The sequence below is a fragment of the Streptomyces sp. NPDC031479 genome (genome assembly GCF_055581065.1).
Map to the genome: position 1 here is coordinate 39,372 of NZ_JBVIKC010000041.1, position 15,375 is coordinate 54,746.

Sequence of the window (15,375 nt, forward strand, 5' to 3'; positions counted from 1 at the left end):
CTCAGAGGTACTGGCAGGTGGAACGGTGGACGAAGGCCCCGTGGCCGGCCCGGCCGGTGTACTCGCGGCGGTCGATGACGAGTTCGCCGCGGGAGAGGACCGTGTCGACGCGTCCGGTGATCCGCCTGCCCTCGTACGCCGAGTAGTCCACGTTCATGTGGTGGGTCTCGGCGGAGATGACCTGCTCGGCGTGCGGATCGTAGAGGACGATGTCGGCGTCGGAACCCGGGGCGATGGTGCCCTTCTGCGGGTAGAGCCCGAACATCCGGGCCGGGGTCGCGCAGGCGATCTCGATCCAGCGGCGGCGGCTGATGTGCCCGTCCAGGACGGCCTGGTGCAGGAGGTCCATGCGGTTCTCCACCCCCGGCAGCCCGTTCGGGATCTTGGAGAAGTCGCCGCGGCCCAGCTCCTTCTGGCCGCGGAAGCAGAAGGGGCAGTGGTCGGTCGAGACCACCTGGAGGTCGTTGGTCCGCAGGCCCCGCCAGAGCGCCGCCTGGTGCTCGCGGGGGCGCAGCGGGGTGGAGCAGACGTACTTGGCCCCCTGGAAGTCGGGCTCCGCCAGGTTGTCGGTGGACAGGAAGAGGTACTGCGGGCAGGTCTCGCCGAAGACCGGCAGCCCCTTGTCCCGGGCGGCGGCCAGCTCCGCGACCGCCTCCTCCGCCGAGACGTGGACGACATAGAGCGGGGAGCCCGCGACCCGGGCGAGCTGGATGGCGCGGTGGGTGGCCTCGGCCTCCAGCAGCACCTTGCGGACCTCGCCGTGGTGGCGGGGGTCGGTCTCGCCGCGGGCCAGGGCCTGTTCGACGAGGACGTCGATCGCGATGCCGTTCTCGGCGTGCATCATGATCAGCCCGCCGTTGGAAGACGCCCGCTGCATCGCGCGCAGGATCTGGCCGTCGTCGCTGTAGAAGACGCCCGGGTAGGCCATGAACAGCTTGAAGGAGGTGACCCCCTCGCCGACGAGGTGGTCCATCTCCTTCAGGGTGTGCTCGTTGACGTCGGAGAGGATCATGTGGAAGGCGTAGTCGACGGCGCAGTTGCCGTCGGCCTTCGCGTACCAGGTGTCGAGCCCTTCGCGCAGGGAGCGGCCCACGCTCTGCACCGCGAAGTCGACGATGGTGGTGGTGCCGCCCCAGGCGGCGGCCCGGGTGCCGGTCTCGAAGGTGTCCGAGGCGGAGGTGCCGCCGAAGGGGAGCTCCATGTGGGTGTGCGCGTCGACACCGCCGGGGATGACGTACTTCCCGCTCGCGTCGATCGTGCGGTCGGCGGTCCAGACGTCCGCCGCGGCGGAACCGTGTGCGGCGAGGGCCGCGACGCGACCGTCCTCGACGAGGACGTCCGCGTGCAGCTCGTCGGCGGCGGTCACGACCAGACCGCCGCGGATCAGGGTGCGCGTGCTCAAGGAACTCCCCCTACGGGCTGGGTGCTGGCTGCTGGCTGCTGGCTGCTGGCTGCTACTGGATGGTCCGGAGGGCCTGTTCGAGGATGTCGGCGCCCTCTTCCGCCTCGGCGACGGTGAGGGAGAGCGGCGGCGCGATGCGCAGCACGCTGGTGTCGTGGCCACCGCCCTTGCCGAGGAGCAGGCCGCCGGCGCGGGCGGCCTCCAGGACGGCGGCGGCCGCCTGCGGGTCGGCCCGGTCGGTCCCCGGCTTCGTCAGCTCCAGGCCGGCCATCAGGCCCCGGCCGCGGACCTCCCGTACCGCCGGCACGCCGGCGCAGACGGCGCGCAGCCGTTCCAGGAGGAGTCCGCCGACGCGGCGGGCGTTGCCCTGGAGGTCGTGTTCCTGCAGGTACGCGAGGTTCGCGAGGCCGGCCGCCATGGTGACCGGGGAACCGCCGAAGGTGGAGATGGAGTTGGAGTCGAGGCAGTTCATCACCTCGGCGCGGGCCACGACCCCTCCGATGGACATGCCGTTGCCGATGCCCTTGGCGAAAGTGAGGATGTCCGGCGGGCCGTTCTGGGCGTGGGCCTGCCAGCCCCAGAAGTGTTCGCCGGTACGGCCCCAGCCGGTCTGCACCTCGTCGCTGATCCAGAGGATGCCGTGCCGGTCGAGGACCTCGCGGAAGGCCCCGTAGAGCCCGTCGGGCGGGGAGGTGAAGCCGCCGACGCCCTGGATCGGTTCGGCGATGAGGGCGGCGACCCCGCCGCGGGCCTGGCCGAGCACGTCCTCCAGGTCGGCGACGGCCGCGGCGGTGAACCCGGCGTCGGACAGGGCGGCGAAGGGGCCGCGGGTGCGGACGGCACCGTGCACCCAGTACGTCTGGAGCGGCGAGAGGCTGGTCGGGGACCAGCCCCGGTTGCCGGTGATCGAGACGGTGGAGAAGGAGCGGCCGTGGTAGCTGTTGCGCATCGCCAGGATCTGGTTGGAGCGGCGGTACGTCGTCGCGAGCAGCAGGGCGGTGTCGTTGGCCTCGGTGCCGGAGGTGGTGAAGAAGACCCGGGCGTCGGGGATCCCGGACAGCGCGCAGATCCGTTCCGCCAGCTCGATCATCGGCCGGTTGAGGTACAGGGTGGAGGAGTGGATGATCCGGCCGGCCTGTTCGGAGACGGCCTTGGTGACCTCGGGCAGGGCGTGGGCGGTCATCGTGGTGAGGATGCCGCCGAAGAAGTCGAGGTAGCGGTTGCCGTCGGCGTCCCAGACGTGGCGGCCCTCGCCGTGGGTGAGCTCGATGGGGCGGTCGTAGTAGAGCGCGAGCCAGTCGGGCAGGACGGCGGCGTGGCGGCTGTGCAGGGGGATGGGGTTGGTCACGGCTGTACGAGCCCTCCGTAGGCGTCGGGGCGGCGGTCGCGGTAGAAGGCCCACTGGTCGCGGACCTCCTTGATCAGGTCGAAGTCGAGGTCCCGGACGAGGAGTTCCTCCTCCTTGTCGCTGGCGACCTCGCCGACGAACTGGCCGCGCGGGTCGACGAAGTAGCTGGTGCCGTAGAAGTCGTTGTCGCCGTACTCCTCCTGTCCGACGCGGTTGATGGCGGCGACGAAGTACTCGTTGGCGACGGCGGAGGCGGGCTGCTCCAGCTGCCACAGGTACGCGGACAGGCCCCGGGAGGTGGCGGACGGGTTGTAGACCAGCTGGGCCCCGGCCAGGCCCAGCGCGCGCCAGCCCTCGGGGAAGTGGCGGTCGTAGCAGATGTACACGCCGACCTTGCCGACGGCCGTGTCGAAGACGGGCCAGCCGAGGTTTCCCGGGCGGAAGTAGTACTTCTCCCAGAAGCCCTTGACCTGCGGGATGTGGTGCTTGCGGTACTTGCCGAGGTAGCTGCCGTCGGCGTCGATGACGGCGGCGGTGTTGTAGTAGAACCCCTCGGCCTCCAGCTCGAAGACCGGGACGACGATCACCATGCCGGTCTCGCGGGCGAGTGCCTGCATCCGCCGTACGGTGGGGCCGTCGGGGACGGGCTCGGCCCAGCGGTAGTGCTCGGGCTCCTGCACCTGGCAGAAGTAGGGGGCGTTGAACACCTCCTGGAAGCCGATGACCTTCGCCCCCTGGGCGGCCGCCCGGCGGGCGTGCTCCTCGTGTTTGGCGATCATCGACTCGGTGTCTCCGGTCCAGGTGGCCTGGACGAGTGCGGCGCGGACGACTTGGGCCATGAGCTGCTCCTCGCGACGGGAACGCCGACTTCTACGCACGTAGACGGTGTGCGTAGGGAGTCGAAGGTAGGCCTCGTCACAGCGTGGGGCAAGACCACCGTGCGCGGTTGGAGTAGTCGATCAAGTTACGTCGCAAGGTGGTCGTTTGCGGTCAGGAGACGGGCGCTTCAGCTCGCCGGGATCCCCGCCACGCGCAGGGCGTGCGCCAGGTCCCGGTGCCGGGAGCCGGACAGGGCGCGGGCCCCGGCCAGCAGCCGGGGAGCGAACCAGTGCGGGTCGCGGCGGGCCAGGGCCGCCGCCTCCTCGGCGGTGCGCAGGCGCACGAAGGCGCCGAGCAGGGTGCGGGCCTCGCGGTCCCGCCCGGCGGCGCCGAGGGCGAGGGCGGCTTCGGCGACCTCGGCGGCGGGGCGGGCCACGCCCTGGCGCAGCAGCCGGTCGCAGTCGCCCTCCCGGCCGGCCTCTCCGAGGGCGGCGGCGGCCGCGGCGAGCCGCTCGGGCGGGAGCGAGGCCGCCTCCCACAGCAGGGTGGCCCAGTCGGCGGCCAGCCCGGCGCGGCCGAGTTCGGTGGCGAGCGCGGGCAGCCGCCCCGCGGGCCACGCGGCGGCCTCGCAGAGCAGCGCGTGCGCTTCCCCGGTACGGCCCTGTTCCCGCAGGGCCAGCAATTCGGCGACGAAGTCGCGCCGCGCGGTCCCGGCGCTGCGGGGCGCCCGGCCGGCGGGCTCGAACGGGCCGCGCTCCGGAACCTGTTGGCCGGGGCCGGCCGGGGTGGGGGCGGATCGGGGGCTCTCGGTCCCCCCGGGCCCCTCCGGTCCGCGGGCGGGGGCTTCGGAGACCGCCGGTTCCGGCGCGGGCCGGGTGGGCGGGGCCGACGGGAAGGGCTCCGCGACGGTGGCCCCGCCCCCCGCGAACCGGGCGCCGCGCGGGGCGGGGAGGGGGGCCGCCGGGGTGGTCGGCGCAGTGGCGGCCGGGGGTGCGCCGGCGTACCGGGCCCCACCGGCGCGACGGGCTCCCCGCAGCCACCGCCCCTCACCCCTGCCGACCGACACCGACTGCGGTTCCGACTCCGTCTTCGGCTCCGGCTCCGGCTCCGGCTCCGGCTCCGGCTCCGGCCGCCACCCCTGCCCGGAGCCGCCCTCCGGCCTCCCCCGCCGCTCCCGGTCCGGGGCCGGGTCCGGCTGCCATTCCCGTTGCCTCGGGACGCCCGCCAGCGGCAGTGCCCGCAGGCGGGTGGTCAGGTCCGCGTGCCGTGCTGCGGCGCGGGCCGTGTCGTCGCGGGTCCAGGCGAGCTCCCGGGCCAGGGCGGCCGCCTCCCCCGGGTCGGCGGTGCCGCCGAGCCGGTCGGTGAGGCCGCGCAGTGCGGCCTCCGAGGCGGCCCACTGCCCGGCCGCGGCGTCGAGCTGGAGCCGCAGCTCCCGCTCCCCGCCCGGCATCGCGTCCCACGCGGCCACCGCGGCCGCCCGCAGCCCCGCCGCGAGGGCGGCCTCCCGGGCCTTGGTCTCCGGATCCCCCGGAAGGTCCCCGAGCAGCGACTCCAGTACGTCCCAGGGCGGTATCGCGACCCCCTCCAGACAGGCCCCCATCCCACCCGGATCCCGTCGCAGGAACTCCCCGTACCAGCCCGCCCCGGGGTCCAGTCTCCGCGTCAAACCCCGCACGTATTCAGTGAGTTGCCCGATCACCAGCGCAGTCGGCGTCTCCATGACCGCATTGGATCCCACCCGCGTTACGGGCGGGATACGGGAGTCTCAAAGCTTGACGGCGATCCCGCGCGCACCCCGTCCGCACGGAGCCCTCCGCGGCGCGGCGCGGCCCGGCCCGGTTACTCGCGCCGCGGGAGCCCGTCGCCCCGGTGGGGCAGGACCACGTCACCGGGGTCCTTGGCGGGTGCGGGTGCCCGGACCTCGGGGTCGACGCAGGCCGCGAGCAGCAGGCCGCTCGCGAGGAGGGCGCCGAGCACGGCGAGACCGAGGCGTTTCGTTTCGTTCACGGCTGGCATGCCGTCAGGCTTGCCCCGTGCCCCGGCGGCGCCACCGCCGGTTGCGCCGATCGGCCTCGGGACACTCCCCCGGCGCGGGCGCACCGCCGCGCGGGGCTCCGCCGTCAGGCGGGTACGAGGACGCAGGCGCGGACGAGTTCGTCCAGGGAGAGACCGAGGGCCTCGGCCAGCGCGGCCACCGTGAAGAACGCGGGGGTGGGGGCGCGCCCGGTCTCGATCTTGCGGAGGGTCTCGGAGGAGAGGCCCGCGCCGGCCGCGACCTCGACCATGCTGCGCTCGCCGCGGGCCTTGCGCAGCAGCGCGCCCAGACGTTCGCCGCGCTCACGCTCTTCGGGGGTCAGGGGGGTACGGACCATGCCCCCAGCCTACCCCTCCGCCCCCAATAATCATCCCGGTAAAGTTATACCGGTATAGTTATTGGCATGGTGGAACTGAAGACGAACGAAGCGATCGACGAGATGCGCGCCGCGGGCCGGGTGGTCGCGCACGCCCTGGCCGCCGTCCAGGAGGCCGCGAGGGTCGGGGTCTCCCTGCGGGAACTGGACGCAGTGGCCCGGACGGTCCTGCGCGGGGCCGGGGCCTCCTCCCCCTTCCTGGGCTACCGGCCGCGGTTCGCGCCCGTGCCCTTCCCGGCGGTGGTGTGCGCCTCGGTCAACGACGCGATCGTGCACGGCATCCCCGACGACTACCGGCTGCGCGACGGCGACCTGGTCAGCGTCGACTGCGGGGCGGAGCTCGGCGGCTGGGTCGGGGACGCCGCCGTCAGCTTCACCGTCGGCCGGCCCCGCCCCGCCGACCTGCGCCTGATCGAGACCGCCGAGGCGGCCCTCGCCGCCGGCATCGCCGCGGCCGTGCCCGGCAACCGGATCGGCGACATCGCGCACGCCGTCGGCACCGTCTGCCGCACCGCCGGCTACGGCATCCCGGACGGCTTCGGCGGCCACGGCGTGGGCCGCACCATGCACGAGGACCCCGGCGTCCCCAACGAGGGCCCGCCGGGACGCGGCATGAAGCTGCGCCCCGGCATGGTCCTCGCGATCGAGCCGATGCTGATCGCGGGCGGCACGGACGACTACGCCTGCGACGCCGACGGCTGGACCCTGCGCACCGTCGACGGCAGCCGGGCCGCCCACGCGGAGCACACGGTCGCCGTCACCGTCGACGGCCCGAGGATCCTCACCGCCCCGTAGGCCCGCCCGCCGGCTTCCCGTAGGGGTGGACGACCATCGCCGAGCCGCCGCCGCGCCGGGTGGTCTCGGCCGCGGCCAGCCACCGGCCGTCCGGCAGGCGCTCGACACCGGTGGCCGCGCCGATCTCGGGGTTCTGGCGGAAGCCCTGGCCGAGGGCTTCCAGCTCGGTGCGCACGGGGCTGTTCCAGAGCCCGGGTTCCAGTTCGGTGGTGGTCTGGTTGCGCTGGCTGGCGCGCGGGGCGGCGATGGCGTCGACCAGCGGCAGGCCCCGGTCCAGGCGGCCCAGCAGGGTCTGCAGGACGGTGGTGATGATGGTGGCCCCGCCCGGCGAACCCACCGCCAGGACCGGCCGGCCGTCCCTGAGGACGATCGTCGGGGACATCGAGGAGCGCGGGCGCTTGCCCGGCCCCGGCAGGTTCGGGTCGGGCACACCGGGGGCGGCCGGGGCGAAGGAGAAGTCGGTCAGCTCGTTGTTGAGCAGGAAGCCCCGCCCCGGGACGGTGATGGCGCTGCCGCCGGTGGACTCGATGGTCAGGGTGTAGGAGACCACGTTGCCCCAGCGGTCGGCGACCGTCAGGTGGGTGGTGTTCTCCCCCTCGTAGGTGGTCGGGGCCACCTGGCCGGTGGTGGCGCAGGGGGCCGGGTGCCAGGGGTCGCCGGGGGCGAGCGGGCTGGTCAGGGCGCGGTCCGGCCTGATGAGGCAGGCGCGGGTGTCCGCGTACCGCTGTGAGAGCAGCTCGCGGGTCGGGACCTGCTCGGCGGCCGGGTCGCCGACCCAGCGGCCCCGGTCGGCGAAGGAGATCCGGGAGGCCTCGATGTAGCGGTGCAGGTACTGCGCCTCGGAGAGCTTCGACAGGTCGGTGCCCTCCAGGATGTTCAGCGCCTCGCCGACCGTGGTGCCGCCGGAGGAGGAGGGCGCCATGCTGTAGACGTCCAGGCCCCGGTAGCCCACCTGGGTGGGGGCCTGCCGTTTGGTGGCGTAGGCGCTCAGGTCGGCGGTGGTCAGGTCTCCGGAGCGGACGACACGGGTGGCGGCCGGGTCGACGGGAGGCGTGCGGACGGCCCGGACGATGTCCTGCGCGAGCGGGCCGCGGTACAGGGCGCCGGTGCCCTTGCGGGCGAGTTCGGCGTAGGTGGCGGCCAGGTCGGGGTTCTTGAAGGTGGAGCCCACGACCGGCAACCGGCCGCCGGGCAGGAACAGTTTGCGGGTGTCGGGGAAGTCCTTGAACCGGTCCTGGTTGAGCTCGGTCTGGGCCCGGAAGGTGGCGTCCACGGTGAAGCCGTCCCGCGCCAGCTTCTCGGCGGGCCGCAGGAGCTGCCCCAGCGGCCGGGTGCCCCAGGCGTCGAGGGCGCTCTTCCAGGTCGCGGGGGTGCCGGGGACCCCGACGGAGCGGCCGCTGGTCTGCCCCTGGTCGAAGGGGATCGGGACGCCGTTCTCCTGGAACAGGGTGGCGGTGGCGCTCGCGGGCGCGGTCTCGCGGCCGTCGATGGTCTGCACCCGGCGGGAGGCGGCGTCGTAGTAGACGAAGTAGCCGCCCCCGCCGATGCCCGCCGAATAGGGTTCGGTGACTCCCAGCGCGGCGGCGGTGGCGACGGCGGCGTCCACCGCGTTGCCGCCGGCGCGCAGGACCGCGATCCCGGCGGCGGAGGCGTCGGCGTCGACGCTGGCCACGGCGCCCCCGTAGCCGGCGGCCACCGGGACCTTGGGCGGTGCGGCGGTGTCCTGTGGCGGCGCGGCGGCCCCCGTCGAGACGAGCGCCCCGGCGAGGGCGACGAGGGCCAACTGACGTGCTGCGGGACGGCGCATCCGGTTCCTCCAGTCGACGACCTGTCAGACCTGCGAGCCGCAGCGTAACTTCACCGCACCGGCCGCGTCAGGAAGGCCGGGCGACGGTTACCATCCGCCGCATGAACGACGACGTGCGCAACATCGTGCTCGGGGTGGTGGCCACCGCCGTCAGCGGCGGCTTCGGCTGGTTCTTCCGGACCTACCTGTGGCGCCGCGAACTGCGCCGCAAGCAGTCCTTCTTCGGGCTCCCGGCCGGCTCCGACTGCCTGTTCGTGGTCAACCGGCAGATGGGCGGAAAGGATTCCTCGCTGCACCGCAACGACGCCTTCGCGCTGCTGGAGATATCGGCGCTGATCCGCGACTGCGGGGCGACCGTCCAGCTCGTCGGCCACGACGCGGCCCGGCAGGGTTTCGGCGAGCGCGCCGAGTTCTGTGTGGGCGGACCCTCCTCCAACTCGCGTACGACGGCGCACCTGACCTCCCTGCTGCCGGGGGTGCGGATGGTCGTCGCGGCCGAGCCCGTCCAGGACCGGGGGGCGATCACCGTGGGCGGCCGGACGTACCGCTGGGAGGCGGGCGCGGCCGAATACGTGCTGCTGGCACGGCTGGTGACGGAGCGGGGCACGCGGCCGGTGTTCGTCCTGTGCGGGCAGACCGCCAACAGCAACCAGGCGGCCGCCCGCTACCTGGCCAGGCACCACCGGGAGCTGGCGCGCGCGCACGGCGGCGACTCCTTCTGCCTCCTGCTCAAGGTGATCAACTCCGACGCCTACGGTCCGGACGTGAGCGAGCTCGTCGCGGACGTCACGCGGGCGGCCCGGACACCCGTAGCGGCAGCCGCGTGATCCCGTTGATGAAGTTGGACACCAGTCGGCGCGGCTCCCCGGCGAGTTCGGGCGCGGGCAGGGCGGTGCGCCACTCCTCGTGGAGGATGCGCAGCTGGAGGCGGGCGAAGTGGGCGCCGAGGCAGACGTGGGGGCCGTCGCCGAACGAGACGTGAGGGTTCGGGGAGCGGCCGGGGTCGAGGCGGCCCGGGTCGGCGAAGACGCGTTCGTCGTGGTTGGCGGAGGCGTGGAAGACCACGACCTTGTCCCCGGCGCGGATCGCCTGACCGGCCAGTTCCGTGTCGCGGGCGGCGGTGCGCCGGAAGCTGAGCACGGGCGGGTGGACGCGCAGGAGCTCCTCCACGGCCCGGTCGGCCGGGGCACTGCCGTCGGCGATCCGGCGGTGGGCGTCGGGATTGCGGGCGAGGGCGAGGAGTCCGCCGGGCGCGGCGCTGCGGACGGTGTCGTTCCCGGCGACGGTGAGCAGGAAGAAGAACATCTCCAGTTCGGCGGGGTCCAGCCCGGCCTGCGCGAGGGCGGTCATCACGTCGTCGCCCGGGTGCGCGCGCTTGTACGCGGCCAGTTCGCGGGCGTACGCGAACATCTCGCCGAGCAGGGCCGGGGACCGCGGGTTCAGCGGTGTGCCGTCCGGGCCGAGGAGCGGCGCGGGGGCGTCCTCGGGGTCCTGGTAGCCGATGACCCGTACGGTCCACTCCAGCAGCAGGCCCCGGTCGGCGGCCGGGACGCCGAGCAGGTCGGTCAGGTTCAGCAGGGCGTACTCGTCGGTGACGGACGCCACCACGTCGACGGCCCCGTCCTCGGCGCCGTCCCGGGCGGCGGCCAGCAGGGTGCGGGCCCGCTCCCGGACCCGGCCCGCGAAGGCGTCGACCCGGGCGGGGGTGAAGGCGCGGGCGACCAGGCGGCGCAGCCGGCCGTGCCCGGGCGGGTCCTGGTTGAGCATGGTGCTGCGCAGGAAGGGCAGGTCGGCGGGGTCGGGGTCGCGGATCTGGGTGGCGCCGGTCCAGGAGGAGTACGCGGTGTGGTCGCGCAGGACGCGGACGACGTCGGCGTGCCGGGTGACGGCCCAGAACCCGGGGCCGGCGGGCCAGCCCCCGACCTCCGGCTCCTCCTGCCAGGCGACCGGGCGGTGGTCGCGCAGCCACCGGTAGCGCGCGTGCGGGACGCCCGCCGCGTACAGGCGCGGATCGAACACGTCGGGGATCCCGGGGACGTCGGGGGCCCCGGGAACGTCGGCGATCCGGGGAACGTCGGATGTGGTGTCCGGGGCTGCTGCGGCGCGGTCCATGGTCCACACGGTGGCGGCACGCGGGGCGCCCCGCAAGGGCGCCGGGCCCCCGCGTCAGCGCCCGGCCTCGCAGCGGGTGGGCTCCAGTTCGGTGTCCGGACCGCGCACCACCACCTGGACGGTCGGTCCCGCGGTGGACACGGCCGTGCACACCAGCTGCTTCAGGCCGAGCGGGTCGAGCGCGGCCACGGCGAAGGGGACGCGGACCTCCAGGCGGAACTCCGAGGTGAAGAAGGCCCTGACTCCCCCGGCCGCCCCGGGGTCCAGCGGCGGCAGCCGGGTACCGAGCCCGGCCTCCTGCTCCACCCCGTCGGGTCCGCGCATCAGCAACTGCAGGCTGCCCTGCGGGCTGGTGTCGGCGTAGTCGGGCTCGGGCGCGGGGACCAGGCGCCCCTCGCCGGTGACGAAGTACGCGATCGGGGCCCGGGAGGGCGCGGCGACCAGCACGCGGGCGGCGGAGCCGCTCTCGACGACCTCGGTGGGTTTGATCCCGCAGCCCGTGACCAGCGGCGGGCCGAGCAGGGCGGCGGCCACGGCCGCGGCGGTGCGGCGGCCGGATGCGGAAGGGAGGGTCACGCGGTGGCCTCCAGGGGCATGTCGAGGGTGAACACGGCTCCCCCGTCGGGGGCGTTGGCCGCGGTCAGGGTGCCCCCGTGCAGCCGGACGTTCTCCAGGCTGATGGCGAGCCCGAGGCCGCTGCCGGCGGAGCGGGTCCGGGCGGCGTCGGCCTTGAAGAACCGGTCGAAGATGTGCGGGAGCACCTCGGCGGCGATGCCGGGCCCGCTGTCGGCCACCTCGACCAGCAGCCGTTCCCCGTCCGCGCGGGACTCGGTGCGCACGGCGATCCGTACGGGGGCGCCGCCGTGCCGCAGGGCGTTGCCGACGAGGTTGGCGAGGACCACGTCGAAGCGGCGCGGGTCGAGCCGGGCGCGGACCTCGTGCGGCAGGTCGGCGCTCACCCGGTCGCCGTCCCAGTGGCGACGTTCGAGGCTCTTGCGCACGGCCTCGGCGACGTCCACGTCGTCGAGGTTGAGTTCGGCGGCGCGGGCGTCGAAGCGGGATATCTCCATCAGGTCCTCGACGAGGACGGCGAGTTTGCCGGTCTCGGCGCTGATCAGCCGCAGCGCCTTGGCGGTGTCGGGGTCGAGCCGTTCGGCGTCCTCGTCGAGGACCTCGGTGACGGCGAGCATCCCGGCGAGCGGGGTGCGCAGTTCGTGGGAGACGTCGGCGGCGAACCGGCGGGCCCGGACCTCCGCCTCGCGCAGTTCGGCGACGGACTGTTCCAGGGCTCCGGCGGTCTCGTTGAAGGTGCGGGCCAGTCCGGCCAGTTCGTCGGCCCCGCGGACCTCGATACGGGTGTCCAGCTGCCCGCGTCCCATGCTCTGTGCGGCCCGCCGCAGGTTGCGCACGGGCCGCAGGACGCTGCGCGCGGCGAGCAGGGCGGGGACGACGGCGATGGCGAGGCCGGGGATGGCGCCCTGCCGGGCGGCCTGGACCATGGCGTCGACGGTCTGCTGCTCGGTGAGCAGCGGCATGACGGCGTAGAGGACGGCTCCGGTCGGCTCGCGGACGCCGTTGTGGGCGAAGACGGCGGGCATGGCGATGGTCAGGTACGGCTCGCCCCGCTCGTCCTGGACGCGCTGGAAGGCGCCGTGCGGATGGTCGGCGACCTGGGCGCGCAGGGCGTCGGTGACGATGCCGGAGGTGGTGGGGGTGACATTGGAGGAGGCGCGCAGGGTGCCGTACTCGGCGTAGACGGTCCAGGGGTGGGGCTTGCCGCGCTTGCCGATCTCGTTGACGACCCGCTGGAGCTGCGCGCGGTCCATCGGCAGGGTCAGGGCCTGGGCCTCCAGCTGGTCGCGCAGGGTGCTGACGGCGGTGTCCTGGCTCTGGGTGAGGACGGCGCTGCGGGCCTGACGGTAGGTGAGGGCGGCCGTGCTGACCGCGCAGATCGCGGCGACCAGGAGGAAGGCCGCGATCATGCGGGTGCGCAGCCCGAGCGGCGCGAACTTTCGCACGGCGGTCTTCCTAACGCGGTCCGAGCGGTCCGAAGCGGTAGCCGAAGCCCCGCACGGTCTGTATGTAGCGGGGGCTGCCGCCGGGGTCCTCGATCTTGTTGCGCAGCCTGCGCACGCAGGCGTCCACGAGCCGGGCGTCGGCGTGGTAGCTGTGCTCCCACACGTACTCCAGCAGCTGTTGGCGGGAGAAGACCTGCTCGGGCGAGGCCGTCAGGTGGAGCAGGAGCTTGATCTCGCTGGGGGCGAGGGGCACGCGTTCGCCGCTCTTGGCGACGGTCAGGCCGGCGCGGTCGACGGCGAGTTCGCCGTGGTGTTCCACGCCGGGGCGGCCCCCGGGGTCGACGAGCCGGCGCAGTACGGCCTTGATGCGGGCCTCGATGATCTCGGTCCGGGCCGGTTTGACGATGTAGTCGTCGGCCCCGGCCTCCAGGCCGACGACGATGTCGAAGTCGTCGCCGCGTGCGGTGAGCATGATGATCGGGACCTCGCTGGTCTCGCGGATCCGGCGGCACACCTGGACGCCGTTGATCCCGGGCAGCATGAGGTCGAGGAGCACCAGATCGGGGTGGAAGCCGCCCATGAGGGCGAGGCCGGCCTCGCCCGTGTCGGCGGCTCTCACCTCGTGGCCGCGGCGGCGCAGGCCGAGTCCCACCCCTTCCCGGATGGAAGGGTCGTCCTCGATCAGCAGTACGCGTGGCATCCGGTCAGTATCCCAGGGTGTTTCATACGGTCTCCTCCCACTTCCGGCCGGTCTTGCGCCGCAGGGAGTCGATCAGGTCGGTGATCTCCGTCAGGCGCAGGGGCCCGGCGAGGAGTACGACGACCAGCGCGAGCACGATGGTTCCCGCCCCGGCCGCCGCGTAGGCCCCGAGGCCGTCGGCGGCCCTGGCCGTCGCGTACGCGGCGGCCCCGGCGGGCAGGCAGGCGGCGAGCAGGCGCAGGTGGGTCCCGAGGGCCGTGGGGCGGGCGGCGGTACGGGTCCGCGCGCGCGGGCCGAGCCTGCGGGCGAGGGCGTACGCGGTCACGGCGGCGCCCGCGGTGAAGGCGAGGGAGGAGGCGGCGGCCATGCCGGTGACGGCCCAGCGCGGCGGGAGCACGGCGTACGCGGTGTAGGAGAGCCCGGCGTTCACGGCGACGATGACCAGGTTGAGGAAGAAGGGGGTCCGGGTGTCGGAGAGGGCGTAGAAGCCGCGGGCGAGCACGTACTGGGCGGAGTAGGCGATCAGACCGGGCGCGAAGGCGATGAGCATGCCCGCCATGGCCTCGACGCCGGCGGGGCCGTTGTGGCCGTACCCGGCGACGCAGTCCATCACCCAGGGTGCGAGCGCGGCGAAGAGGACGGCGGCGGGCACGACGAGGGCAGCGCTGGAGCGCAGGGCGTAGGAGACGTCCGTGCGGACCGCGGGCAGGTCGCCGTCGGAGGCGGCGGCGCTCATCCGGGGCATCAGAGCGGTCACGAGGGAGACGGTGACGATGCCCTGGGGGACGACCCACAGCTGGTAGGCGTTGGTGTAGGCGGCGTATCCGGCGTTGCCGAGGTCGTGGCCGACGCCGGTGGAGAGCCGGGTGACCACCCAGTAGGCGATCTGGTTGGCGAGCACGAGCAGGACCAGCCAGCCCGCGTTGCGCAGGGGACGGGTGAGGCCGCTGCCGCGCCAATCGAAGCGGGGGCGCCAGCGGAAGCCCGCGGCGCGCAGCGAGGGGATCAGGGCGAGGGCCTGGAGCACGATCCCGGCGGTGGTACCGATGCCGAGCAGGCGGGTCCCGTCGGCGGTGAGGCCCTCGGCGGGGCCGTGGGACACGTACAGGAACAACCCGAAGACGCCGATGACGACCAGGTTGTTGAGGACGGGCGTCCACATCATGGCGCCGAAGCGGCCGCGGGCGTTCAGCACTTGCCCGAGCAGGGTGAAGAGCCCGTAGAAGAGGATCTGCGGGAGGCAGAAGCGGGCCAGGGCGATGGTGGTGCTCTTGTCGGCCCCCTCGTACCAGGGGGTGTACGTCTCGATGATCAGCGGGGCCGCCAGGACGGCGATGGCGGTGAGCACGAGGAGGGCCACGGTGCAGGCGGTCAGCAGCCGGTCGGTGTAGGCGGTCCCGCCGTCGCGGTGTTCCCGGGCGGCGCGCACCAGCTCGGGGACGAAGACGGCGTTGAGGGCACCGCCGACGAGCAGCATGTAGAGGATGTTCGGGACCGTATTGGCGACCGTGTAGCTGTCGCCCAGGAATCCGGTGCCGAGCGCGGCGAGGACCACGGCGGAGCGGACGAAGCCGATGACGCGGGAGACGATCGAGCCGGCCGCCATGAGCGCGCCGCTGCGCAGGACCGAGCCGCCTCCCGCGGGGCCCCTCCGGTCGGCGTCGGCTTCGGCGTCGGCTTCGGCCGCCCGGGGTTCCGTGCGGGTGGTGGCTTCCATCGAGGTGGTGTCCCTTCACCTGGTCGAAGGTGGAGGGTAACCCGGTCCCGTCGGCCGCTCCCGCTCCGGCCCCGGCCGCGCGTGCGGCGGTGCCGGCTTCCCGCCAGTGCTTTTCGGCCTTTTCTCCGGGACTAAAGTCCTTTCCGGAATGGGTTTTTCTATATGACCGAACTGCAACTGTTTCGCTGCGGTGCACGTCACAAGGCGAAGGGCGATGTTTTCCGCGGAACGGGGAACCTAGAGTCG

14 protein-coding genes are annotated in these 15,375 nt (G+C 73.9%); 2 read left to right on the forward strand and 12 right to left on the reverse strand.

Translation table 11 applies throughout. The features are described 5' to 3' along the window. Position 1: 1 nt before the first annotated feature. The 6 genes from hydA to ACZ5D2_RS32000 all read right to left on the reverse strand — a co-directional run bounded on the left by hydA (position 2) and on the right by ACZ5D2_RS32000 (position 5,941). Positions 2–1,402: a dihydropyrimidinase gene (hydA, locus tag ACZ5D2_RS31975; RefSeq protein WP_371675849.1), complete on the reverse strand. Its 1,401-nt coding sequence runs from the start codon at positions 1,400–1,402 to the stop codon at positions 2–4. A 52-nt stretch (positions 1,403–1,454) separates the two neighbouring features. After that, positions 1,455–2,750 (reverse strand): aspartate aminotransferase family protein, encoded by a 1,296-nt coding sequence (locus ACZ5D2_RS31980; protein ID WP_371675850.1) that lies wholly within the window; start codon positions 2,748–2,750, stop codon positions 1,455–1,457. Continuing rightward, the gene (locus ACZ5D2_RS31985; RefSeq protein ID WP_371675851.1) at positions 2,747–3,589 is read right to left on the reverse strand and encodes a nitrilase-related carbon-nitrogen hydrolase; all 843 of its coding nucleotides are present in this window, start codon (positions 3,587–3,589) and stop codon (positions 2,747–2,749) included. Before ACZ5D2_RS31985 ends, ACZ5D2_RS31980 begins: the two co-directional genes overlap by 4 nt. Positions 3,590–3,756: 167 nt before the next feature. After that, on the reverse strand, positions 3,757–5,235 hold the full coding sequence (locus tag ACZ5D2_RS31990) for a hypothetical protein (RefSeq protein ID WP_468934183.1): 1,479 nt from the start codon (positions 5,233–5,235) through the stop codon (positions 3,757–3,759). Between the two features lie 173 nt (positions 5,236–5,408). Next, positions 5,409–5,585, reverse strand: coding sequence for a hypothetical protein (locus tag ACZ5D2_RS31995; RefSeq protein WP_371675853.1), 177 nt, complete (start codon positions 5,583–5,585; stop codon positions 5,409–5,411). 104 nt (positions 5,586–5,689) lie between these two features. Then, positions 5,690–5,941 (reverse strand): helix-turn-helix domain-containing protein, encoded by a 252-nt coding sequence (locus tag ACZ5D2_RS32000; RefSeq protein ID WP_371675854.1) that lies wholly within the window; start codon positions 5,939–5,941, stop codon positions 5,690–5,692. A 66-nt stretch (positions 5,942–6,007) separates the two neighbouring features. Here ACZ5D2_RS32000 and map point away from each other — a divergent pair, with 66 nt between their 5' ends. Continuing rightward, complete coding sequence (map, locus tag ACZ5D2_RS32005) at positions 6,008–6,775, forward strand: type I methionyl aminopeptidase (protein ID WP_371675855.1); 768 nt, start codon at positions 6,008–6,010, stop codon at positions 6,773–6,775. On the opposite strand, the gene ggt is transcribed toward map, so the two are convergent. Continuing rightward, positions 6,762–8,582: a gamma-glutamyltransferase gene (gene ggt, locus ACZ5D2_RS32010; protein ID WP_371675856.1), complete on the reverse strand. Its 1,821-nt coding sequence runs from the start codon at positions 8,580–8,582 to the stop codon at positions 6,762–6,764. The genes map and ggt overlap by 14 nt on opposite strands. 101 nt (positions 8,583–8,683) lie before the next feature. Between ggt and ACZ5D2_RS32015 the strand changes: the two genes are divergently transcribed. Next, the gene (locus ACZ5D2_RS32015) at positions 8,684–9,409 is read left to right on the forward strand and encodes a beta/alpha barrel domain-containing protein (protein ID WP_371675857.1); all 726 of its coding nucleotides are present in this window, start codon (positions 8,684–8,686) and stop codon (positions 9,407–9,409) included. Here ACZ5D2_RS32015 and ACZ5D2_RS32020 read toward each other — a convergent pair. Genes ACZ5D2_RS32020 through murJ form a run of 5 tightly spaced genes read right to left on the reverse strand, consistent with a single transcriptional unit; the run spans position 9,369 to position 15,129 of the window. Further along, on the reverse strand, positions 9,369–10,694 hold the full coding sequence (locus ACZ5D2_RS32020) for a cytochrome P450 (protein ID WP_371675858.1): 1,326 nt from the start codon (positions 10,692–10,694) through the stop codon (positions 9,369–9,371). The genes ACZ5D2_RS32015 and ACZ5D2_RS32020 overlap by 41 nt on opposite strands. A gap of 54 nt (positions 10,695–10,748) precedes the next feature. Further along, positions 10,749–11,270 (reverse strand): hypothetical protein, encoded by a 522-nt coding sequence (locus ACZ5D2_RS32025; RefSeq protein ID WP_371675859.1) that lies wholly within the window; start codon positions 11,268–11,270, stop codon positions 10,749–10,751. Continuing rightward, on the reverse strand, positions 11,267–12,712 hold the full coding sequence (locus tag ACZ5D2_RS32030) for an ATP-binding protein (protein ID WP_371675860.1): 1,446 nt from the start codon (positions 12,710–12,712) through the stop codon (positions 11,267–11,269). The genes ACZ5D2_RS32025 and ACZ5D2_RS32030 overlap by 4 nt, the downstream gene beginning before the upstream one ends. Positions 12,713–12,722: 10 nt before the next feature. Continuing rightward, positions 12,723–13,412, reverse strand: a complete 690-nt coding sequence (locus ACZ5D2_RS32035) for a response regulator (RefSeq protein WP_371675861.1) — start codon at positions 13,410–13,412, stop codon at positions 12,723–12,725. 22 nt (positions 13,413–13,434) lie between these two features. Next, a complete protein-coding gene (murJ, locus tag ACZ5D2_RS32040) occupies positions 13,435–15,129 on the reverse strand; it encodes a murein biosynthesis integral membrane protein MurJ (RefSeq protein WP_371675862.1) in 1,695 nt (564 codons plus the stop codon). Positions 15,130–15,375: the final 246 nt, after the last annotated feature.